This window comes from Methanosarcina sp. 2.H.T.1A.6, from assembly GCF_000979455.1.
In the GTDB taxonomy this organism is placed as follows: Archaea; Halobacteriota; Methanosarcinia; order Methanosarcinales; family Methanosarcinaceae; genus Methanosarcina.
Genome location: NZ_JJOY01000005.1, coordinates 287897 through 307834 on the forward strand (window position 1 = coordinate 287897; position 19938 = coordinate 307834).

23 protein-coding genes are annotated in these 19938 nt (G+C 42.7%); 9 read left to right on the forward strand and 14 right to left on the reverse strand.

Annotation, left to right across the window (positions count from 1 at the left end):
- Positions 1-162: 162 nt before the first annotated feature.
- Together EO98_RS01985 and hxlA are read right to left on the reverse strand one after the other, a co-directional pair.
- Positions 163-957, reverse strand: coding sequence for an A24 family peptidase C-terminal domain-containing protein (locus EO98_RS01985; RefSeq protein WP_048141877.1), 795 nt, complete (start codon positions 955-957; stop codon positions 163-165).
- 101 nt (positions 958-1058) lie between these two features.
- Positions 1059-2339: a 3-hexulose-6-phosphate synthase gene (gene hxlA / locus EO98_RS01990; protein ID WP_156160985.1), complete on the reverse strand. Its 1281-nt coding sequence runs from the start codon at positions 2337-2339 to the stop codon at positions 1059-1061.
- A gap of 427 nt (positions 2340-2766) precedes the next feature.
- On the opposite strand from hxlA, the gene EO98_RS01995 reads away from it, so the two are divergent.
- The 4 genes from EO98_RS01995 (at position 2767) to EO98_RS18120 (ending at position 4922) form a co-directional block, all read left to right on the forward strand.
- Positions 2767-3246: a DUF5788 family protein gene (locus tag EO98_RS01995; protein WP_048141881.1), complete on the forward strand. Its 480-nt coding sequence runs from the start codon at positions 2767-2769 to the stop codon at positions 3244-3246.
- A 104-nt stretch (positions 3247-3350) separates the two neighbouring features.
- Positions 3351-4277 (forward strand): aspartate carbamoyltransferase, encoded by a 927-nt coding sequence (gene pyrB / locus EO98_RS02000; RefSeq protein ID WP_048141883.1) that lies wholly within the window; start codon positions 3351-3353, stop codon positions 4275-4277.
- The gene (gene pyrI, locus EO98_RS02005) at positions 4274-4744 is read left to right on the forward strand and encodes an aspartate carbamoyltransferase regulatory subunit (RefSeq protein WP_048141885.1); all 471 of its coding nucleotides are present in this window, start codon (positions 4274-4276) and stop codon (positions 4742-4744) included. The genes pyrB and pyrI overlap by 4 nt, the downstream gene beginning before the upstream one ends.
- 13 nt (positions 4745-4757) lie before the next feature.
- Positions 4758-4922 (forward strand): hypothetical protein, encoded by a 165-nt coding sequence (locus EO98_RS18120; protein ID WP_156160986.1) that lies wholly within the window; start codon positions 4758-4760, stop codon positions 4920-4922.
- On the opposite strand, the gene EO98_RS17350 is transcribed toward EO98_RS18120, so the two are convergent.
- The gene (locus EO98_RS17350) at positions 4909-5421 is read right to left on the reverse strand and encodes a hypothetical protein (protein WP_156160987.1); all 513 of its coding nucleotides are present in this window, start codon (positions 5419-5421) and stop codon (positions 4909-4911) included. The genes EO98_RS18120 and EO98_RS17350 overlap by 14 nt on opposite strands.
- Positions 5422-6064: 643 nt before the next feature.
- Here EO98_RS17350 and EO98_RS02015 point away from each other — a divergent pair.
- Positions 6065-6538: a DUF5788 family protein gene (locus tag EO98_RS02015; protein ID WP_048141933.1), complete on the forward strand. Its 474-nt coding sequence runs from the start codon at positions 6065-6067 to the stop codon at positions 6536-6538.
- 80 nt (positions 6539-6618) lie between these two features.
- Here the strand turns inward: EO98_RS02015 and EO98_RS02020 are convergent, their stop codons facing one another.
- Positions 6619-7362 carry a DUF1673 family protein gene (locus EO98_RS02020; protein WP_048141887.1) on the reverse strand — a complete coding sequence of 248 codons (744 nt, stop codon included), beginning with the start codon at positions 7360-7362 and terminating at the stop codon, positions 6619-6621.
- 33 nt (positions 7363-7395) lie between these two features.
- A complete protein-coding gene (locus EO98_RS02025) occupies positions 7396-7851 on the reverse strand; it encodes a hypothetical protein (protein WP_048141889.1) in 456 nt (151 codons plus the stop codon).
- Positions 7852-8107: 256 nt separating this feature from the next.
- On the opposite strand from EO98_RS02025, the gene EO98_RS02030 reads away from it, so the two are divergent.
- From EO98_RS02030 to EO98_RS02040, 3 genes are all read left to right on the forward strand, one after another.
- Positions 8108-8494 (forward strand): transcriptional regulator, encoded by a 387-nt coding sequence (locus tag EO98_RS02030; protein ID WP_048131263.1) that lies wholly within the window; start codon positions 8108-8110, stop codon positions 8492-8494.
- A 50-nt stretch (positions 8495-8544) separates the two neighbouring features.
- A complete protein-coding gene (locus tag EO98_RS19020; protein WP_235283718.1) occupies positions 8545-9591 on the forward strand; it encodes a hypothetical protein in 1047 nt (348 codons plus the stop codon).
- A 131-nt stretch (positions 9592-9722) separates the two neighbouring features.
- Complete coding sequence (locus EO98_RS02040; protein ID WP_048141891.1) at positions 9723-10139, forward strand: hypothetical protein; 417 nt, start codon at positions 9723-9725, stop codon at positions 10137-10139.
- A 122-nt stretch (positions 10140-10261) separates the two neighbouring features.
- Here the strand turns inward: EO98_RS02040 and dapB are convergent, their stop codons facing one another.
- From dapB to EO98_RS02080, 8 genes are all read right to left on the reverse strand, one after another.
- Positions 10262-11053, reverse strand: a complete 792-nt coding sequence (dapB, locus tag EO98_RS02045; protein ID WP_048141894.1) for a 4-hydroxy-tetrahydrodipicolinate reductase — start codon at positions 11051-11053, stop codon at positions 10262-10264.
- Positions 11050-11925, reverse strand: a complete 876-nt coding sequence (gene dapA, locus EO98_RS02050; RefSeq protein ID WP_048141897.1) for a 4-hydroxy-tetrahydrodipicolinate synthase — start codon at positions 11923-11925, stop codon at positions 11050-11052. The genes dapB and dapA overlap by 4 nt, the downstream gene beginning before the upstream one ends.
- A 58-nt stretch (positions 11926-11983) precedes the next feature.
- Complete coding sequence (locus tag EO98_RS02055) at positions 11984-12178, reverse strand: 30S ribosomal protein S17e (RefSeq protein WP_048131258.1); 195 nt, start codon at positions 12176-12178, stop codon at positions 11984-11986.
- A 598-nt stretch (positions 12179-12776) separates the two neighbouring features.
- Entirely contained in the window at positions 12777-13094 is a 318-nt protein-coding gene (locus EO98_RS02060; RefSeq protein ID WP_048141899.1) for a hypothetical protein, read from the reverse strand.
- 418 nt (positions 13095-13512) lie between these two features.
- Positions 13513-14277 (reverse strand): heparan-alpha-glucosaminide N-acetyltransferase, encoded by a 765-nt coding sequence (locus EO98_RS02065; protein ID WP_048141903.1) that lies wholly within the window; start codon positions 14275-14277, stop codon positions 13513-13515.
- 116 nt (positions 14278-14393) lie between these two features.
- Positions 14394-15365: a hypothetical protein gene (locus EO98_RS02070; RefSeq protein WP_200895243.1), complete on the reverse strand. Its 972-nt coding sequence runs from the start codon at positions 15363-15365 to the stop codon at positions 14394-14396.
- Positions 15366-15662: 297 nt separating this feature from the next.
- Positions 15663-16538 (reverse strand): CPBP family intramembrane glutamic endopeptidase, encoded by an 876-nt coding sequence (locus EO98_RS02075; protein ID WP_048141908.1) that lies wholly within the window; start codon positions 16536-16538, stop codon positions 15663-15665.
- A 2-nt stretch (positions 16539-16540) separates the two neighbouring features.
- Positions 16541-17440, reverse strand: coding sequence for a DUF1616 domain-containing protein (locus EO98_RS02080; RefSeq protein WP_048141910.1), 900 nt, complete (start codon positions 17438-17440; stop codon positions 16541-16543).
- Positions 17441-18033: 593 nt separating this feature from the next.
- Here EO98_RS02080 and EO98_RS02085 point away from each other — a divergent pair.
- A complete protein-coding gene (locus tag EO98_RS02085) occupies positions 18034-18930 on the forward strand; it encodes an SDR family NAD(P)-dependent oxidoreductase (RefSeq protein WP_048141912.1) in 897 nt (298 codons plus the stop codon).
- A gap of 119 nt (positions 18931-19049) precedes the next feature.
- Here the strand turns inward: EO98_RS02085 and EO98_RS02090 are convergent.
- The coding region (locus tag EO98_RS02090; protein WP_048160024.1) for a PGF-pre-PGF domain-containing protein at positions 19050-19938 on the reverse strand (889 nt) is incomplete at its 5' end.

Genomic DNA, 19938 nt, shown 5'->3' on the forward strand with positions numbered 1-19938 from the left:
TACTTAAGAACCCTGAACCCGAAATAGCTTCATCCCCATTGTAAAATCAGTTTTCATCTGCCATATTAATTTATTAATACTGTTATGCGCGCCAATGTATAAAAAAGTTTCAAAAGATCACAGGTTCTTAATCAATCCTTTATCAATTCCTGGATGATGTGATTACTTACCTATAAAAAAATAAAATCGGGAAAGAACTTCCGTCAGAAAATAAAAAACGAGATCTCCGAATATAACTGCCAGAACAAAACTCACTGTTATGGGAATCATGAATGGAAGTCCTGGAGTTACCCAGATAGTGCTGCCAAGGAGTCCCTGCTCTTCGTGTGCCTCAAGTCGGGAGAGCATATTATGGTTTACAGTAATTCCTCTGCCTGCAAAAAAAGGATATAACTTCCCGTTATTCAGCTCAAAACGTTCAGCTAGCCGGATGTGCCTGCCTTTCTCCAGAAGTCTTCGCAGATCTTTAATGTTTGTTCTGTATGCAAAGAGCATATAATATGGTTTTTTGAGCATATCAGGAGTAAAATGAAGGATGTTGTAACAGAAAAGTCCTAAAGGAACGGCAGCGGTAAGAAGGAATGAATTTTCAAGAACAGTAAGTGCAAAGAGCCCTGCTGGGGGAAATCCAAGCAGGGGAAAAGTATAGCCGTAACACTCCGGGGCAGGGTAAACCGGGACAAGAGTCCCGATCACTATCAGGGCTTTTGCGTCTGCGCCTCCGAAAATCCTTATCCTGAAAAGCAGATAAACCAGAAAAAAACTGGAATAAAAAGAAAAGACTAACTGGAGAAGAAAAAAAATTCCTCCATTCACAATTTCATATATTAAGAAACCTGAAAGGGAAAGAAGCATAAGCTTCCATACACGGTTTGGAACCCTACGGGTTTTCAGGTCCAGGTAGGAAGAGTAAAGGAGAAAAGGCAGGCAAGCTGCCAATTTCAAAACTTCTATCATGTGTAGTTTTCTACTCTTTTGATTTGTGTATTTCTCCGGTTACAATCTTTTTTCGTACTGATTTTTATTATTTTCTGAAGTTTCCAGGGGAATGGCTTTTTTCAAAGTTTTTCCCATTTCTTGAGTTCCAGGATTTCTGAGAGGGTTCCGCCCCTCCGGATCTCATCGTAGATTCTCTTTTCGGTTTTATTGACTTCCTTTGCCCTTCTTGCAAGTTCGTAGGCCCGTTCCCTTGGGACAACCACAACTCCGCTTTCGTCGCCGATTATATAATCCCCGGGTTTTACAGTCTGGCCTCCACAGGTGATTTCAGCATTGATTTCCCCAAAACCTTTCGGGTCCCCGGCATTGGGAACTGTATTGCTGGTATAAATTGGGAGCCCAAGAGTTTCTACCTCGTCGATGTCTCTTACAGCACCTTCTATTACTACACCTGCAATTCCCTTATTCAGACTGCTCAGGGTTGCAAGCCCTCCCCAGCAGGCAATGTCCTTACTTTCATTATAAATTACTATTACATTTCCTTCTTTTGCGATATCAATGGCTTCGACTGTTTTCGCCCAGTCCCCGGCAAAAGACTGCACCGTAACTGCGGTTCCCACTATTTTTCCTCTTACGAGAGGATGGATGCCTTTCATTGCCCCTTTTCTGTGCATCGCATCCGAGATATTAGGAGTGGAGACTTCCTTAAAGATCTCCCTTATTTCCTGGTCTACGGTTCCCCTGGTCCGGATATCTACAGACTCAGGAGAGTCCACACTCTGCCTTATTTTTCTTGCAGCTTCGGTCACATTGTCAGAACGGGTTATGTTTCCTCCCACTATAACAATCCCGGCACCTGCTTTTACGGCCTGAGCTGCACTTTCGGCATCAAGCCCTCCAGCTACTGCAAGCTGTAAATTCACTTTTTCTGAAATTTCCATTAAAATGGATATTGGGTCCTTTCCAATCATCTGCTGGTCTATGCCTACATGAACGTTCACATAGTCCACACCCAGAGCTTCGAGTTCCACTGCCCGGTTTACAGGGTCCGGAGCCGAGATAAGGTCTGCCATCAGCCTGATCCCATATTTGTGGGCCGAACGGAGCGCGTCAAGAATTGTGGAATCATCTGCACTGCCGAGGATGATGGCTACGTCTGCCCCGGCTTTTGCAGCCATTTCGACTTCCATGGCTCCTGTATCTACGGTTTTCATGTCGGCAAGAATTGTCCTGTCCGAAAAAGCTTTTCTCATGGCACGGATAGCGTTCATGCCCTCACTTTTGATCAGGGGGGTCCCGATCTCGATCCAGTCAGCACCTCCGGCGATTGCTTCCTTTGCAATCTCAACTGAGCGGTCAAGTTCCAGAAGATCAAGTGCAACCTGAATTATGGGAACGATAGTATCACCTCTATTGGGAAACCGAATAAAGTGAAAAATTGAGTTTTTGTATCGGTTTCGCTTCTGTTTTTATTTTTTTTAATTTTTATTACATGTCTTGAATTTTTAGAACAAATCTTAAATTTTTATTATAGACTCTAACTTTTTATTATATACTCTAAATTTTTATTATACTCTTAAATTTTTACTATGGTCTTTATTACCTTTTTTGATTCACTTATTACCCCTGTTCATTGTTTACTGTTCATTATTTTCTGCTCATTTTTAGTATGTGAGTTCTTCATTATCTATATTGCTTTTCATTCCGGACACTTTTTCTGTAATGGTTAGGGTTTTGCAGTTTCACATTCGCAGCCGAAAACTCGTCACTAAATAGTTCTCACAAAATTTTTTTATCAGGGAGAACAATCTAGTTTGGGGATAGTTTATGGAAAAGAGCCTTAAAACAGATGATGAAGAAGACTTTTCTCAAAAATATATAACTGATGAGGAACGCAGACAGCTGTTATCAGCTCTCCATTCCCGTCTCTTCTGGGTCGGGCAGCATATTCCGGATTATGTAGAATTTGAAGGAGAAAAATACCCGCTTCATAACTATGTATGGGAACTGATTCAGAAAGAAAACCTCACAGCAAGCGAAAAAACCGGAATAGATAAATGTATCGAGATTATTTCGGCAAAAGAACAAAAGGATGAAAAGGAGCTCGAAGAGAAACCCCTTACACAGGAACAGGCCAAGTCTCTCTATCACGAAACTGCAGGCTTATTGCGTGCGATAATGGATCTTAAAGAAATTGAGAGTGGGGCTCTTAAAGAGAGTTCAAAACGCTTCCAGGAGCAATTTGTCAACCAGAGAGTTAAGGATGCCAGGCTCTGGCTTGAATTCATAAAGAATGTATCAAAGTAAAATGGCATAACCGATGTGCCAGGTGATGCTTAATTGTTGCAGTGCTAACCTGAAAAATTTTCGGAGCAAAGGTTATATCTCTGGGAATCATTTATGAAAACTCGATGCCATTTAAGAACCGACACGTCATCTCAATGAAAGATTTTTCGCGGGAAGAAATCGACTATGTTCTGGATGCCGCCGAAAAACTTGAACCTGTTGCCAGGGGCGAGGAAAGGTCTCGGCTGCTGGATGGAAAAATTGTTTCTCTTCTTTTTTTTGAACCAAGCACAAGAACAAGGCTCTCTTTTGAGGTTGCTACCCGGAGGCTTGGAGGACAGGTCCTGAACCTGGGCTCAGTTGAGGCAAGCTCTGTCATGAAAGGGGAAAACCTTGCCGATACTATCCGCGTAATCAGTAAGTATGCTGATCTTATCGTGCTGCGTCATCCCCTTGACGGATCGGCACAGATGGCTGCGGAGTTCGCGACTGTCCCTGTGATCAACGGAGGGGATGGTTCTGTTCATCACCCTACCCAGACTTTTCTTGACCTCTACACAATCCGCAGGGAAAGCCATCTTGAAGGCCTGAAAATCGCCATGGCAGGAGACCTTAAATACGGGAGGACCGTCCATTCCCTCTGCCATGCCCTGTCTCTTTATGGGGCCGAAATGACCTTTGTTTCACCTCCGGAACTCCGGATGCCTCCTGAAATTGTCCGGAGTCTTCGGAAGCAAAAGATCCGTGTAAAGGAAACCGATTCTCTTGAGGATATAATAGGGGATGTTGATGTCCTGTATATGACAAGAGTTCAACGGGAGCGTTTTCCTGATCCTGATGAATATGAAAAGGTTAAAAACAGTCTGAGGGTTACAGGCGATCTTTTAAAAGCTGCAGACCCTGACCTTAAGATCCTTCATCCTCTCCCGAGGGTCAATGAGATCTCTCCTGAGGTGGATGAAACCCCCCATGCACGCTATTTCGAGCAGGCTTTCTATGGAGTTCCGGTCCGCATGGCACTGCTTGCTCTTGCAATGGGGGTGATTGAGTGAATGAGAAAAGGGACCTGAAGATTCAGGCAATCGAAAACGGGACTGTGATCGACCACGTAAAGGCTGGACAGGCTCTAAACGTTCTGCGCATCCTGGGAATTTCCAGTGCTTTTCGAGAAACTATCAGTTTTGTGATGAACGCTCCCGGGGCGCGAGGCAAAAAAGACGTTGTTAAGATCGAGGGCAAGGAACTCAGTGTTGAGGAACTTAACAGAATTGCCCTTATCTCTCCTAAGGCTACAATTAATATCATAAGGGATTTTGAAGTGGTTCAGAAAAATGATGTCGTGCTTCCGTCTTATGTGGAAGGCGTTGTCCGCTGTACGAATTCAAAGTGCATCTCTAACAGCAGCGAACCCATAAAATCCAAATTTTCAGTACTGCAGTCCGAAGAAGAAGGGGTTTCCCTTCACTGCCTGTACTGTGAACATGTAATCTCCGAAGAGATTGCGGAAAACCTGCTTTGATTCTTTACAAAAGTTGCGAAAAGAAGAAGTGCTGAACATCAGGAAAGCCATATTTTTCAGCACTTTTCAGCAAAAGGAATTCCTCGGCAGTGCGGTACTCCTGCCGAGGAACCTGGATCTCTTTTATCTTGAAATTCCCACAGGTTTGTCCATCGGGGTAAAAATTATAAGTGGTTGAATGAATTTTTAGCTCGGTTGATACTGGTTTTTAATTCTAACTGCCCATTGTTGTAGGCATCAAGCTTCTGATACAGATCTTCTCCGGGTGGAATTGAGCATTTTCCTATCTCTGTGCGCTTCTGCCATGCGTCACTGCTTGCCTTTACACCATTGCCCACTGGACCAAAGTACGGGATTGCACCCATCCATTGGTCTGCGTCTTCGATTGTATTGGTTATTTTGCATGAAGGACATTTAGCAGCTACATTCAGTTTAGCAGCAACAAGTGCATCGAACATTGTGTAAGTCTTGTCCCCTTTTACAGGCTTCTGCATTATTTCTATTGCTGCAGTTTTACTGTATGTGATCCCTCCAATTGTGATCTCTTCCATAGGCCATGCTTCCGCATGATTTTTCCAGTAACCGGGGCTTCTACATTCGTTAGTTCCGCAGTCACAGGCTGCTGCAACCCCACTCAATGCTATCAGGCAAGCTGTAATTACTAAGATTTTAGTCAAATGCCTCAAGTTTTTCACTCCCGTCTATATTTATGGGGAACAATGATCTTTTATAATCAGAAAAGGAAATATTATATTCAATATTTCTACCTCTTCCCCTGGATCCTTATCTGACTACTAGTTAGTCTAAATTCCCCCAATATATAATAATTCTCTTAAATATTTAACACTTTTCTGTGTCAAATTAATACGTCTGTTTTAGATGGAATAATCTAATTAATTATATGGCTGCTATGAAATGTATCATTTTTTCTTCTTTTTAAAGGCAGATTGCAGCCGTTTTTTAAAACAAAAAAGGGGAATAGATAATAACTGGACAATAAACTCTTTAATCTATTTTATAAATATGTGTAAAAAATCAATGATGATAAACGAAAATTAACTAAAAAAATGACTTCAGTAAGATTCAAGTGCAGTATATGTGGGCTTGAAAAATTGGCTTGAAAATGCGACAAATCTGAAGTCTTCAGGTATTTTATCCGGGTTAGATAAGTCTTTTTCCAGACACCGGTTTAGTAGGTTTGTACAGTTCACTCTTACACTTTCGCCATAGATTAAAATGGTTCTCCGGGCAGGAATGGAAAAGAATAAGAGACCGGGCGGAGAAATCATAAGAGTATATTTGGATTTGAGGAATAAATTTATGCCGAAAGATGAGAAAAACACAAACAAAACAGAAAAAGAATACCTTGGAAATCAGGAGCGTAACAAACTTCTCTGGAGCCTCAGGAGTGATTTTGCCTGGGCCGGGAAGAAAATCCCTGAAAGCGTGGAGATTGAGGGTGAGGAGTACAGGCTGCGGGACATGATCCGGGAACTGGGAGAAAAAGAACTCCTCAATCCGGATGAAGCTGCCAAAATCAGGGCTCTTATCCCGAAACTGAAGGAAAAGGCAAAAGTAGATGAAGAATTGCTCGAAACCGAGGAACTTACAAAGGCAGAGGCAGAAGCGCTTTATGAAGAGGCAGCCGGGCTTTTGCGGGCGGCAATGGAGCTGAAGGACAAGCTTGAGGGGAAAGGCGGGGAAAAAGGCGTCGATGAATTTAAGAGGATGCTTAATACCCAGAAGGTAGTGGATGAAAAGGGCTTTCAACAACTCTTAAAAAGCCTGAAATAATGAGTTTGTTTATATGTTCCAGGCAATTAGTTTCCAGGGAATCACAATTTCAGAATAATTCCTCTTTTTCCTCTCTTTTCTTATTCCTTCTCGTTTCTGAGGATCGCTATAATTTCTTCCGGTTCTGCAGTATAGAACCAGAGTTCCAGGTTTGAGCGTGTAGTTATTTTAAGGGTCTGTTGATAAGGCGTTAAGAGCTCAAAGACGTAATAAGTCACAATGAGATATGTTACTACAAAAAACTGTGAAAGAAATATGCAGAGTTTTGCGGAGGCTGGGGCTGTTTCTCTCATCTGCAAATCCCTGGTTATCTCTTCTACTTCCTGAAGCAGCCTGATTGGAAGAACAGCAAGGAAAAGTACGCGAATTGGCCAGCGAAAGGAATGGTTTTTGTTTTTTGATACCGATATCTGTACGATATCTTCTTTTCGTAACACCAGAGACTTGAATAGGTGCCTGCGAATAATTAACTTTTCAGGAGTCAGCAACACAGTATTATGATTATAAAGAATTAAGGTCAAAAGAACCAGATACAGGATAAAAAAGGAAAAAATCTTGAAAATAGAGTTTCCAGAAATATATATTGCAGATATTATAATAATTATTAACTCTAAAATAGCAATTTCTACAATTCCGTTATCTTTAGACGGGCTGACCTGCGCCTTCAGGACTTTACCTTCCAGACTTGTGGAAGGAGGTACTAGCTGGCTCATATTTTCCAATTTAAAGCCAGGGAAGTTTTCTTCATGCTTTTCTCTCTGGAGGGAATCTTTCATCGGACACCAGCCCATCAGTTTCCTTATACTTTTTGTGAATACATCCATCGTCTATCTTTCCCCCATTTAGTTTGCCTTAAGTCAGGCCTGTTCCACCAATTCTTTCAATTTTCCAAACAATTCATCTGCAATCTTTGTGGGGTCTTCCGTACTCTGAAGTTTAAGCTGCATTTCTTCTGCAAAGTCCCAAAGGAGTTCGATACATTCCCTGTACCGGTCGCAGGACCCGCATTCTCCTTCATGTTCATACCAAACCTGTATTCCGTGTTTCGCCGAGACAAAGATTATTGCGTTGGCTTTGAAAGGAATTGATCTTCCGAAGAGGATTCCTTTCTTTGAGTCCAGTTTCTCTACTTCTATCCTGTTTGCCCCGGCCATCTCAAGCAGAGTTTCTTCAATGCGTTTATCCATACTGAGGAGGGCTCTTGAGATCGCTTGCCTTGAGACCCCGAAACGCTTTGCTATATTGATGTTTGGGAGCCCGTTTCGGCGTAGAACCCAGAATTCAAACTGTTTTTCACCTGCCGGAAGGAACATATGTAAACATCTTGATGTTGACTATTTATAGCTTCCTATCTTCTTAACTTTTTAGAGTTCCTGTTATGAATATTTTTACCAGATTGTGGGAATCCCAAAGTTTTCTCAAGAATAGTTTGATGATCTGGCCGGAAAATCTATATGGAATAAGGTAAAAATTTGTTTCCAATCATGAATATTTTTTGAATCGTATAATAATTAAATTAGGTTTCACGCTAATCTAAGTTAGAAGTTGAAGATGGAATGAGGGCTTGATATGCAGAAGGAGGATTATTCTGAACAAAGTTTAGAAGTTTTGTTTATTTCGGAAAATTCCCGGAAACTAATGCAGGCTCTCTCCAATGCAAATTCAATAAAAATCCTGAAGCTTCTGGAAACCCGGGATCTGTCAGCAGGCGAACTTGCAGAAAAGCTCGGTTTGGGCTTAAGCACTCTCAAATATAATCTCGACTCCCTTATCGCTGTAGGTATGATACGGGTTTCAGAGGTAAAATGGAGCCAGAGGGGCAGAAAAATAAAGATCTATGAGCCTGTTGAAAAAATTATAGTCCTTGTCCCCGGCAGCAGGGATGCCAGCAGGGGTTCAGTCCTTGAGCTGCTCCTTCGGTGTAAGGAGGAAGATTTCTGCTTTGGCAGGGACTGATTTCTCTTTAAATCCCTATGAGGTGTGAGGGTTGGCCGGGAAGGGTAAACATGAAACTAAATAAAAGAGTTCCTTTGATAAGTTCAGTTTTTCTCTTTTTGATTCTTTGCTCAGGGTGTCTTGATGTTAAAAACTCGGAAACTCAGGCAGAAGAATTGGATTTTACGCTCGTACCCGATAGAACCCGGGTTACTGAAGGAGAACCCTTTAACATCGAGCTTGTCCTGACAAATACGGGGAATACAAACGTAAACGTGTGGAAGCTGACGGAGCAGATCAGTTATGACATTATTTTTGTGGATTCAAACGGCTCTTCCGTACCTTATGAATGCGGGGTGCTTGAAAGGCTCCCATTGACTAACGAAGACCTTGTGGAACTTCAGCCGGGAGAGTCCCTGAAGATAAACCAGGATTCAAACTGCTGGACTTTTCCCGCGGGAGAATATACTCTTTTTGCAGAGTATCACACTTCTGGAGGGGAAGATATCACAAAACCCTACTGGATAGGGCAGATCAGCTCGAATAATGTCAGTATTTTCGCGGAAGCCGAAAATAAATTCTCTCTTTCAAAATCTGATGCTTCTACAAGGAACAGACCGCTTGAAGAATCCAGCGTGTCAGATGTGCCTATGACAATTTCAGTTAGCTCTGAGGCCGTCTATTTGAGCCCTTATGATCTGGCTAAAGAATCCAACTTAATCCTCACCGGTTCGGTAAAAGAAATCCTGCCTGAAAGGTGGAACACTCCTGACGGAAAGTTCCCTGAGAAAAGTTTTGAGGACCTGGACTGGGAAGATGTAATTTACAGGGTTGTTGTCTTTTCTGTAGATCGCTATCTTAAAAATTCCCTTCCCTCTGAAGAAGTTGTTGTTCTAGTTCTGGGGGGCATGGTTGGAAACCTTTCCCCGGATGTGGAAGATGAACCTTCATTTGAACCCGGGGAAGGTGTTTTGCTTTTCCTTGTGGAGGATACGTATCCGGCTACCAAAGATCTGGAACCGGGGCATTTTGTGGTCTGCAGGGTTTTCCAGGGTAAATTTTCCCTTACTGAAGATGGGAAAGCTTCCAGTGAGGGTGAAACTATAGAGCTGGAATAAATGTTGAAGCTGCTCAATGTAAGTAATTGAGATTCAGTAATTGAGATTCAGTAATTGAGATTCAGTAATTGAGATTCAGTAATTGAGATTCAGTAATTGAGATTCAGTAACAGCAATCAGGTGAAATCTTTATGAGAAGTTTTAGACGAAGGTTAATGCTTGGAATTTCTCTTCTGGTATTGATATTCATGTTGTTGTTTATGGTCGTCCCCTATCTAATAGCCGGACCTCCTACTCCTCTTTTCTCTATCCGAAACCACGATGTCGGTGTTCATGAACTCAGGGTAGAGGTCTACGATTCGAAAAACAGTTCCATGCTTGATGAAACATATAAACTTTCAGCAGGAGAGGAAGTTTATCATCCCAAACCCTTCAGGTTCCGGGTTCCGGGGTTTGAAATCGTGGATTATACGTTCAAATTCACTCTTGACAACATGTCTACGGAAATATACAGTACGAATGTTCAGCCCTGGAACACTGTTGAAGTAGAACTCTACGCCGATTATGCGGAAGGCCGGCCCCTTTCCATAGGGGAGATTACTGTTTGAATTGAGGGAGCGGAGCTTAAATCCATTCTCAAAAATGCCCCTGCCTGGCTGGGGTTCAAAAGAATTATCCAAAAAAAAGTATAAAATTAAAAATCGGGCTGAATGAGTTTAACTCAATCAGCTCAGAGGCCGAGCACGTCGTCCATATTATAAATTCCGGGGGTTTGCCCGCAGACCCATTCGGCTGCACGGACTGCACCTTTGGCAAAGATCTGGCGGGAATGAGCCATATGCCGGATCTCAATCCTTTCGGAGTTTCCTACGAAAAGTACGGTATGGTCTCCGGTGATGTCTCCTCCACGCACGGCGTGGATTCCGATTTCCTTACCGCGGGGGGCGATACCTTCCCTTCCGTATACGTACTCTTTGCCACCCAGAGCCTCACTGATCACATCAGCTGCGCGAAGAGCGGTCCCGCTTGGAGCGTCTTTTTTCTGGTTGTGGTGAGCTTCGATAATCTCTATATCGTAGTCTTCAAGATACTTTGCAGCTTCTCTAAGGAGTTTGAAAAATACGTTAACTCCTACGGAATAGTTTGGAGATATGACTGCACGTACCTTGTTTTTCCGGATAGCTTCATCAATTACTGCTCGTTGTTCCGGAGTAAGGCCCGTAGTTCCTATTATCAGGTTTACTCCGCATCCTGCGGCAACAGGCGCATTTACAATGGTTGCAGCGGCTATAGTAAAGTCGATAAGGACATCAGCCTGAGTCTTTTTCAGGACTGTTTCGAGGTCTTTAACATCTGAAATCTGGATTCCCAGGTTGCCCACATGAGCAAATTCCCCTGCATCCTTTCCGATGTTGCCCACATCAAAAGCAGCAACTAGCTGCATGTTGGTGGAGCAGGTAATGTTTTCTATAATTAAGGAGCCCATCCTGCCGCAGGCTCCGAGTACTGCTACATTAATCATTCCATTACCCCCAGTTTTCTGAGCTCATTTGCAAGCTTTAACTGGTTGTCGTCGCTTATGGGAGCGAGTGGAAGCCTCAGGTGCCCGCTTGCGAGCCCGATAAGTTCTGCAGCTTTCTTAGCCGGAATCGGGTTTGTTTCAAGGAAAAGGGCACGTATTAGAGGGGCTATCTCGAAATGGATCTTTCTTGCAGTCTCGTAGTCTCCCTTGAGGGCTGCATTTACCATTCCTGACATTTTGTCAGGCACAATATTTGCAACAACTGAAATGACTCCGCTGCCTCCCATGGAAATAATCGGAAGAGTCAGCCCGTCCTCGCCTGAGAGCACCACGAAATCGTCATCTATAGTCTGCTCAAGGATCTGGGAAACTTTGCCGACGTTCCCGCTGGCTTCTTTGATTCCCACGATGTTTTCTACCTTTGCAAGTTTGGTGATAACATCCACAGGCATGTCCTGCCCTGTCCGGGAGGGAACATTGTAGAGGATCATAGGGATATCTACTGCCTCTGCAATTTTCTTGAAGTGAGCAAGCAGGCCTGCAGGATTAGGCTTATTGTAATAGGGAGAGATCAGAAGTACGCCATCAACACCCGCATCTGCGGCATGTTTTGTAAACTGGAGGGCTTCTCCCGTGTTGTTTGAACCTGTTCCTGCAATCACAGGAACCTTTGCGCACTCCACTGCAATGTTGATTACTTCTTCATGCTCCAAAGCGGAAAGGGTTGCCGATTCTCCGGTTGTGCCACAGGGCACGATTCCTGAAACCCCTCCCTCTTCTACAAACGCTATATTCCTTCGTAGACCTTCCCTGTCAATCCTGTCGTCTTTCGTAAAAGGAGTGATCAGGGCAGGCATTGCTCCTTCAAACATATACGATATCCCTGCCTGTTCCCTGGAAATAAGTTCTTTATCTATTCAGTAAACTTATTCAGTAAACTTTCATGCGTGCAACTTTTCTTGTGACGTAGCCTGCAACCCTGTTTCTGATTATTTTGCTCTCAATGGTTGTATACTTTGTCACAAGGAGTTTGTTGGTCTCAAAGTCCTTTGTAAAAACGTCTCCGTAGTTTTCAAGCAGGCTAAATGCAGTTCTTTTGATGTTTGTCTGTCTTATATTTCCCATCGTATCTCCTCTTAGATTTTTGTTTTTTATTCCAGTTATTCAAGTTTTTGTGGTTTGTCTAACCATGTTTCCCTGTGAATTCTGGTTAACGTGAAGTCGGAGAAGGAAGCAGTTCCATAACATGGGTTTTCTTCTATCTCCGATTAATGATTTAGCGGAAACTGGATTCAAAAATTTAACTATACTGATTTTGTCGACTAATAGGTAACTTGAGATTTATAAGTTTTGGGGTGAAAAAGTATTTTCGTGAATGTCCCTACCTTTTCTGTAAATGTTTTTTCTTCTGCCATAGTTTCTGATGTAAATATACACTTAAATCACTCGAAGTTTTATAGGCGCGGAAAACACAGAAGGTCAGGGAAAACCCCTCTCCTGACGCTATAATCACGGAAGACGCGGAAAGCACTTAACGCTTGTGCCCGTACTTCCTTTATTACGTGTTTTCCGTGGTTCACTTTATATTTAAGAGTAAGTAGAGAAATTTTGGTACGTGACGGTAAATACATCCACATCAGTTTGTAAAGTGTTAATTTCTACCGTGAGGACTATATTTCTACCTGTCCCTTCTCACCCTTCAGTTTTTGTTTATTCCTGCCTTTTAATCTCTTCTTTTTAACCTGTTGCTCTTTACATAATCAGTCTTTCCAAGAAAGCGGTCAAGTGTTCCTGCACTCGTAAAAACCGGTTCTCTTACCCCTTTCCGGTTGACAATAAGCCCTAATAAAACAATAAGCAGACCAAGATCCGGCTTTATCTCAATGCTGATTGCCCCTAAGAGGATCAGGGAAGAAGCTGCAAGCCCCCTGAGGGCACCTTTCCTGTAGGAAAAATACCCCGTTCTTTTAAAAATCCGGATATCTCGAATTGTCAGGAAGAGGGCTACAAAATAGGCAAGCATTGCAATTTCCAGATACATTCTTTTCTCCATTTTCTTTTTGGTTTCGCACTTTTTTATTCCTTACAGGTTGATTCTCAAGAGTTCAACCGTATATACACGGGTAAATCGCGCTGATGATTTTTCAGGGGACAATGCAAGATTAGTATTGCAGTACGGTTTCTCGTATTTCAATACGTGGATAATTTTTTATGTGAAAATATTTCCCGGTTATACAAAAATATTTCTCAGCTATATGAAAATATCACCTGATTATGTGAAAATATTACCTGTGAGTAGTTACAGATGTAGTACTAACTACCGGATAATAATGCAAAATCAGGTACTCTATATAATATATAAAACCAGCAGGTTTAGTTCTTTCTGTCAATTCTGTTTGCGCCAAAAAAGCAGACGAAAAAGCAGTTTTTCGCGGAGGAAACAGGCAGGTAGCAAATATTTAGATCATTCCCGGGTCAAGGAGCCCGCTCAGGAGCAAAAGCCCGAGGAAGAGGGGCTGGTGGATAAAATATATGAACAGAGAATGTTTTCCGATCCAGGAAATGAGTTTCTGAAGCAAGAAGTTCTCGGCTTCCGGGACTTTAAACTGCCTGTTTCCACCTTTATATAGAGAGTTTCCAAGGAAAATTCCTGTAAGAAGTACCCCAAACCAGGGGAACAGAGGGAAATAGTCCAGGGTTATGAAGCCTTCTGGCCTGAAGCCCAACCAGAGAAGAGCAGAAAACCCGAAAGTCCTGTCTCTGAGGTAGAGCCCTATAATGCCAAAAAACAGGCCACTGAACAGGTTTTCTTTTCCGTACTTCAGGAACGGGTAGGCAAGCACTGCTGAGACTCCGAAAAAGTGCAGGATCCCAAAGAGAATATACTGTCCCGGGAAAAAAATCCAGGTTATCCCTGTAATTATCATTCCCATTACAAAAAGTCTCAGCCCTCTTTTAAGGTATTTTGAAAAATTTTCCGCAGGCTTTCCTGAGACTCCATTATCAAGACCTCTTGAACGGCTTATGGAAAGAGCGGCTCCGGATATCAGGATAAAAAGGAATGCTGCACCTCTACCTATATATAAAAAAGTGCCGGACCTTAACTCAATATCAGCAAGCCCGAAAAAATCGAGGTCATAGAGAAAATGATATCCGAGCATTAAAATAACGGCAAAACCCCGCAGGCAATCAATTTCCCAGAAGCGGTTTGAGTGCCTTCCCATAAACTTTTTCTCCGAAATGCCCTGAAATCCTGTTACTAAATAACTTTCGACTCCCTTTTAAGAGAACCACACTTATATACTCTACGGGACACAGGGAATGAAGAGGTCAACACTCTTTACTTTTTCATCCTACCCATCAGTAAAACCCCAAATCCTGCTAAGATACCGGCAAGCAAATAGAAGTAATCGATGACCCGATTCTCATGCTCTTGAATTTCCTGTTCTTTTGCTGATTCTTTTGCTGATTCTTTTGCTGATTCTTTTGAAGGGACCTCTCCAGCAGTTGCAGCTATAGTATTATCTTCATCCCACGAACTTTCAGTCAGGTAAATACTGCGTTTTTCTTCATTTTCTCTGTCTGTTAGTTCCGTATCTGTGGATTCCTTGCCTGCAAGTTCCATTTCGGAGTTTTTTCTCTCATCAGGCTCTCCGGATGCCTGGATTTGAGAAGAAGTCGGAGGAACCTGCTGGACAGGGACGTTTCCTTTTGCGTCAAAGATAATTTCCCTTTCCGAATTCCCCAATTTGATTTCAAGTTTTCCTGAAGGAACCGATCCGGTACTGTACCTGTAGCTAAATTTTCCGTCTTTTCCGGCGTTCAGTTTTTGAACTGTTGTGACTTTCAGGTTAACACTTGAAGCTCCATCTTCTGCTATACCGTCTACCCTGACTCTATACTCTCCCGGAGAAACCCCGGAGTGGGACACGGTAGCTATCCCGCCATCTGCCCAGGCGTTCTCTGTCTTTGAGAGAACCATTTTCATTTTAACTTTAAGGTTCTCCACCCCTTCTGCTCTTACAGTAAAGAGGTTCTTAAAATTAAGGATTTCAATGTTTTCGAACTCGTAGGTGTACTCTCTCAGGTATACAGGCACTGTCTTTTCAAAGGAAACCGAAACCTCTACTTCTTCTTCAGGAGTGGCAAGTCCGCTGATTATAAGAGTATCCCCGATTTTCGGGTTCTCAGGGCTTACTTTCCAGCCTGTCACCTTTGCAGCGGCAGGAGAGGCTGTAGCCCCAAAAAACAGGATTAGTATAATGAGTAAATAAAACAGGGGCTTCAGTTCTGCTCTGTTAGGTTTGAGCATGAGGGGCTTCATAGTTTTTCTTCCGTATTTATATATTTACATCCCATCTTTTCCTGTACTTTCTTCCCACACTCTGGTTTTTTCCGATTCCATATATTTTCGTTTGCAACTCTGGTAACTTCTCCGATTTTCCTTTTTAATTCATTCTCAAATTCATCTGTTGAAATTCATCTGTTGAAATTCCTCTGTTGATATAGTAACGACTTTGATTTTGCATGGACTTTTAATTTTCACCCACCTTTCTTAATTTATGCACCCTGTAATGTATAGTTTCTTTTATACTTTTTTCAACAGTGTTTATATCAGTCCCAATCCCGGACCCAGGTGTGGAATTAGCCCGAATAAAAATATGTTTATAAAACCGTGAATCATTACTACGAGAGAAAAGCTTTTTGTTCTGTAAAATAAATACCCAAGTGCGCCTCCCGCAAGAAATGTGTATGCCATCTCGTAAGGGGTTCCATAACTCGAATGCATTATCCCGAATAACAGGCTTGCAAGCAGGATGCCTCCAGCAGGCCCTAAGAACTCTTCCAGCCTTGTCTGGATAATCCCTCTGAAGATAAATTCCTCTATCAGACCGACTACAAAAATCATTATAATTGCGAGTTCCAGCAGGTTAATAGGTGAAAGATCCGGGATAAGAGGGCTGGTCTGGATTAATAAATACTCTGCCTCTGCAAAGATCAGGCCTGCGAGGACAGAAACGGGCAGATAAATCCACATTTTCCTGAGTAAATCTACTTTCCTCTCTCCCGGGATTTTTTGATGAATGGATATGATAGTTGCCGGAATAGTCATAGGTACATATATGAATACGAAAGAGTAAAGGTTGGCTTCAAAGAAGATCGGCATTGAAATGTTTACCATGCGAAGAATGGGCAGGAGTATAAGTGCCTGGTGAACTTTGCGTATCTCCATTTTTTTTGAGATCATTATTGAAAGTGAAAGGATGATGAGAAGCAGCGTATAGGTTACTGCGGCTTCTTTTATTCTTCCGCTAAAGATTAACAGTTCGGCAAAAGCAATAACAATAACAGGAGCTCCTGCAGAGAACATCTTTTTTAAGAATCCGGTTTTTTCATCGGTCTGCATTTTAAACATTTTCCCAAGCTCCGGCAAAGAGATCTGTCCTGCTTCCAGTTCCGAAGATGGATAGTCTGGTGACGCCATATTCAGACCTCCTTTGTGACATTAATCCAGAGATGCACGTTCCTGTAAGGCACACTTTTTTCGGTTTCATTAAAAAGCAGAAATTCCAGTTTCATGTTCTTTCCCTCAAAAGGCGGAGTAAAAGTAACTGGTTCTTTCCAGGATACATCACGGTCAAGGTTGACATATTTCTGGTTTTCCGGAAGAGGCAGGGAACGATTTTCAAGCCTGATCTCCATTGTATAATCCACAGTTCTGTACTCATGGTTCGTAATCCCTACAACAACTGTTCCACTGTCTCCTAGTGTGTAGTTTGTGGGGTAGTTCTCAGCAATTCTGTCAGGCCCCAGGATATAGAATTCGGTGAACGCCTCTCCTTCTCTGGGATTTCCTATGACATAAGCAAGGCTGCCAAGAGAGGCCAGAATCGAGATTACCAGTAACATTGAAATGGCTCTGTCGGCTCCGGATCTGTTTTCCCCTCGAGTTTCTCCCAGAAGATCTGTCTTCAGAGCAGAGATAGAGGCTTTGACCGGGACTTCAAAAGCTTCAGCTTCAGGCAGCTGGCGTCTTCTGTAATATGCCGCCCCGCACATGAAAATAGTGAAAATTGAAAGCCCTGTGAGGACGGGAACTTCCCTGATTCCCCAGTCAGTGTAGTTCATTCCAAGTCCCATGAGTGGGACCACGGCAATGCTTAACCCTAAGGAAAGCAGGGCTCTTTCAATTCCGTCAATATCTTTTTTTGCAGGAAGTAGAGCCCCTATCAGGGCATATCCTGGCAAGAAAAGGACCAGAAGAAGTCCAAAGATTGTGCGCAGAAAGCTTCCGCTGAGTGCGGGCACAAGTATGAAGATATCAGTAAGGATCACAAGACCTGCTACAAGCAGCAGATCCAGAGGAGATTGTCTGTTTCCAGCCATTTTTATCACTACTAAAATATTTAGTACTCAATCTTCCTATAATTTATAGTTATGTAAGCTTTCCGCCAATCTTCTATTATTCATTCTTTTTATACTGATTTGTGTATATGTGCATAGGTCTTTTATGCACACACTGCATTTTTCCCACTGCCGCATTTTCCCCACTTTACTCAGCCGTCATTCTCTTTTCAGAGATTGCACTGCAGAATAATGGAAAACCTAAAAGGAATCATCGATTGAGTAAATCGGCTTAATAAACTGGTAAGTAAGCCACTAATTTGAAGAAACATTTTTTGGAAATTATCCAGCCCCCTCAAGCTGTATGGCTAATGTAAAGCTGTATGGTTAACTGTACTTTACTTCTCAGTCTCTGGTTTATCGTGAAGACCCGAATTCCCAATTTTTTTTAATTCCCCTGTACTCATAAGGTTTCTTTCTATGAAAATATTTTCCCCCCTGAAGGGACTTCTCCTGATGATAACTATCTCCTGGTGATAACTATCTCCTGGATATTTCTTTATTTTTTCACAAACTAAGGAACTTTCAGGTCCGCATGGAAAATTTTATTTTATACCTCTTCCTTTTCTCGAAACATGAAAGTGCTGGTTACAGGAGGAGCAGGTTTCATAGGCTCCCATATAGCTGAGTATTTCGCAGAAGCAGGTCATAGTGTAAGGATCCTTGACAATCTTACTACTGGTTTTTCCCGAAATATCCCTCAGCACAGAAATGTTGAATTCATCCAGGGGGATATCTGTGATCCCTCTGTAGTTGAAAAGGCGGTCTCGGACATGGACTGCGTCTTCAATGAAGCTGCCCTGGTATCGGTGCCTCTCAGCTGTGAAAAGCCAGTCGAGGCTTTCCGGATAAACACTCTTGGAACACTTAATGTATTACAGGCATGCGTCAGGGCAGGAGTTGAAAAATTTGTGACTGCATCCTCAGCTGCAATTTATGGGAATAACCCTGTACTTCCTAAAAGCGAGGGCATGTATCCTGAACCTGCCTCACCTTATGCAATCTCCAAACTTGACGGTGAGTATCTAGCAAGAATGTTTTATGAAGACCACGGGCTTCGGACTACCTGCCTGCGTTACTTTAATGTCTACGGTCCGCGCCAGGACCCTAAATCTCCGTACGCAGCCGTTATCCCCCTTTTTTTGGAAAGGGCAAAGGCAGGAAAAGACCTTGTCATTTACGGCGACGGACTCCAGAGCAGGGACTTCGTGCATGTCAGGGATGTTGTCAGGGCAAACGTAGCAGCTCTCGAGCATGGGGATGGTCAGGTCTTCAATGTAGCTATGGGAAAAAGCGTAACAGTCCTGGAGCTTGCTGAGGATATTATTAAACTGACTGGCTCCTCAAGCCAGATCATCCATGCCGCATCAAGGGCAGGAGATGTTCGGGACTCAAGGGCAGATGTCTCAAAAATTGCCGGCTGGTGGAAAGGAGAGATCGAACTGGAACAGGGATTAAAAAGCCTTCTTTAAGTATATAAGGGCCTGATTTTTTAAAACCGGATTAATTATTCAACATGGTAATTTTAAAAACCGAATTTAAACAGGAGAAATAATATCTCCTGTTCGTCTTTAATCTTCAGAATCTCCACTTACTCTTCAGAATCTTCATCTTCATTGTTCTGGTCTATTTCTTTCTTTATAATTGCCCCTGTTAGAATGATCACAAGGAAACCTATAAAGAAACTGGCAATTTTTAATCCGGATTCTACGTTTTCTTTAGAAGAACTCTCAGATCCCACAACTGCCCCTGAATTGTCTTGTTGCCCTGCATCTGAAGTTGACTGACCCTCAGTGTCCCCTGTTTTTTCTCCAATCTCAAGGACATTCTTGCTGGCTGTAATTGCAAATGGGGAAAAGCCCGGAGTTTCAGCTTCGAAATAGAGATACTCATCATCTTCGTCTACTTTGTCCGTTTTAAGGGAGTCCCATTGATCTCCGTTGAAATGCTGAAGGGTTATTGCGTCCATATTTATGTGGTTTTCAGTGATCCATTCCTTGCTCACCCTGAAGCCCACAATGGCGTTTTCAATGTTGTTTGAATTTGCAAAGCCGCCGTTTCCTACCCATATATTAAGGTGTTTGTAGACTTCTCCTTCAGGCTCGGTGGGAGTTAGTGGAGATTTTCCTTTCAGTTCCTCAATAATAGTTGTTATCTTGCCTGCAGTCTTTTTGGCGTTAAACTCCACATAGCCAACAGAGGTGGCTCCCTTTGTGAACTCAAACTTTATCCTGTGGCCATTTGAGACAAACTGCTGGCAGAGCTCTTTTGACTTGACATTTTTCGCAGGCTCAGGGGAACCTCCTGCTCCTCCGCTGCCTCCTTTCCCTCCGGAATTGCCGTTACCGTTTGAATTTCCTTTTGATTTAATTTCAACTTCTAGCTGGGAAAGCCCTACCAGTCCCTTTTCGGGGTTATATGCACCCACAAGGAGGTAATAGCAGCCTACAGGCAGATCGAATGCAGTAAGCGACAGTGTT

Excerpts from the sequence above, each read along its gene's own strand:
- EO98_RS01985 (WP_048141877.1), bottom strand. The coding sequence starts at position 957 with ATGATAGAAGTTTTGAAATTGGCAGCTTGCCTGCCTTTTCTCCTTTAC.
- EO98_RS01995 (WP_048141881.1), top strand. The coding sequence starts at position 2,767 with ATGGAAAAGAGCCTTAAAACAGATGATGAAGAAGACTTTTCTCAAAAA.
- pyrB (WP_048141883.1), top strand. The coding sequence starts at position 3,351 with ATGCCATTTAAGAACCGACACGTCATCTCAATGAAAGATTTTTCGCGG.
- EO98_RS02015 (WP_048141933.1), top strand. The coding sequence starts at position 6,065 with ATGCCGAAAGATGAGAAAAACACAAACAAAACAGAAAAAGAATACCTT.
- EO98_RS02020 (WP_048141887.1), bottom strand. The coding sequence starts at position 7,362 with ATGGATGTATTCACAAAAAGTATAAGGAAACTGATGGGCTGGTGTCCG.
- EO98_RS02025 (WP_048141889.1), bottom strand. The coding sequence starts at position 7,851 with ATGTTCCTTCCGGCAGGTGAAAAACAGTTTGAATTCTGGGTTCTACGC.
- EO98_RS02030 (WP_048131263.1), top strand. The coding sequence starts at position 8,108 with ATGCAGAAGGAGGATTATTCTGAACAAAGTTTAGAAGTTTTGTTTATT.
- EO98_RS19020 (WP_235283718.1), top strand. The coding sequence starts at position 8,545 with ATGAAACTAAATAAAAGAGTTCCTTTGATAAGTTCAGTTTTTCTCTTT.
- EO98_RS02040 (WP_048141891.1), top strand. The coding sequence starts at position 9,723 with ATGAGAAGTTTTAGACGAAGGTTAATGCTTGGAATTTCTCTTCTGGTA.
- dapB (WP_048141894.1), bottom strand. The coding sequence starts at position 11,053 with ATGATTAATGTAGCAGTACTCGGAGCCTGCGGCAGGATGGGCTCCTTA.
- dapA (WP_048141897.1), bottom strand. The coding sequence starts at position 11,925 with ATGTTTGAAGGAGCAATGCCTGCCCTGATCACTCCTTTTACGAAAGAC.
- EO98_RS02055 (WP_048131258.1), bottom strand. The coding sequence starts at position 12,178 with ATGGGAAATATAAGACAGACAAACATCAAAAGAACTGCATTTAGCCTG.
- EO98_RS02060 (WP_048141899.1), bottom strand. The coding sequence starts at position 13,094 with ATGTATCTGGAAATTGCAATGCTTGCCTATTTTGTAGCCCTCTTCCTG.
- EO98_RS02065 (WP_048141903.1), bottom strand. The coding sequence starts at position 14,277 with ATGGGAAGGCACTCAAACCGCTTCTGGGAAATTGATTGCCTGCGGGGT.
- EO98_RS02070 (WP_200895243.1), bottom strand. The coding sequence starts at position 15,365 with ATGCTCAAACCTAACAGAGCAGAACTGAAGCCCCTGTTTTATTTACTC.
- EO98_RS02075 (WP_048141908.1), bottom strand. The coding sequence starts at position 16,538 with ATGGCGTCACCAGACTATCCATCTTCGGAACTGGAAGCAGGACAGATC.
- EO98_RS02080 (WP_048141910.1), bottom strand. The coding sequence starts at position 17,440 with ATGGCTGGAAACAGACAATCTCCTCTGGATCTGCTGCTTGTAGCAGGT.
- EO98_RS02085 (WP_048141912.1), top strand. The coding sequence starts at position 18,034 with ATGAAAGTGCTGGTTACAGGAGGAGCAGGTTTCATAGGCTCCCATATA.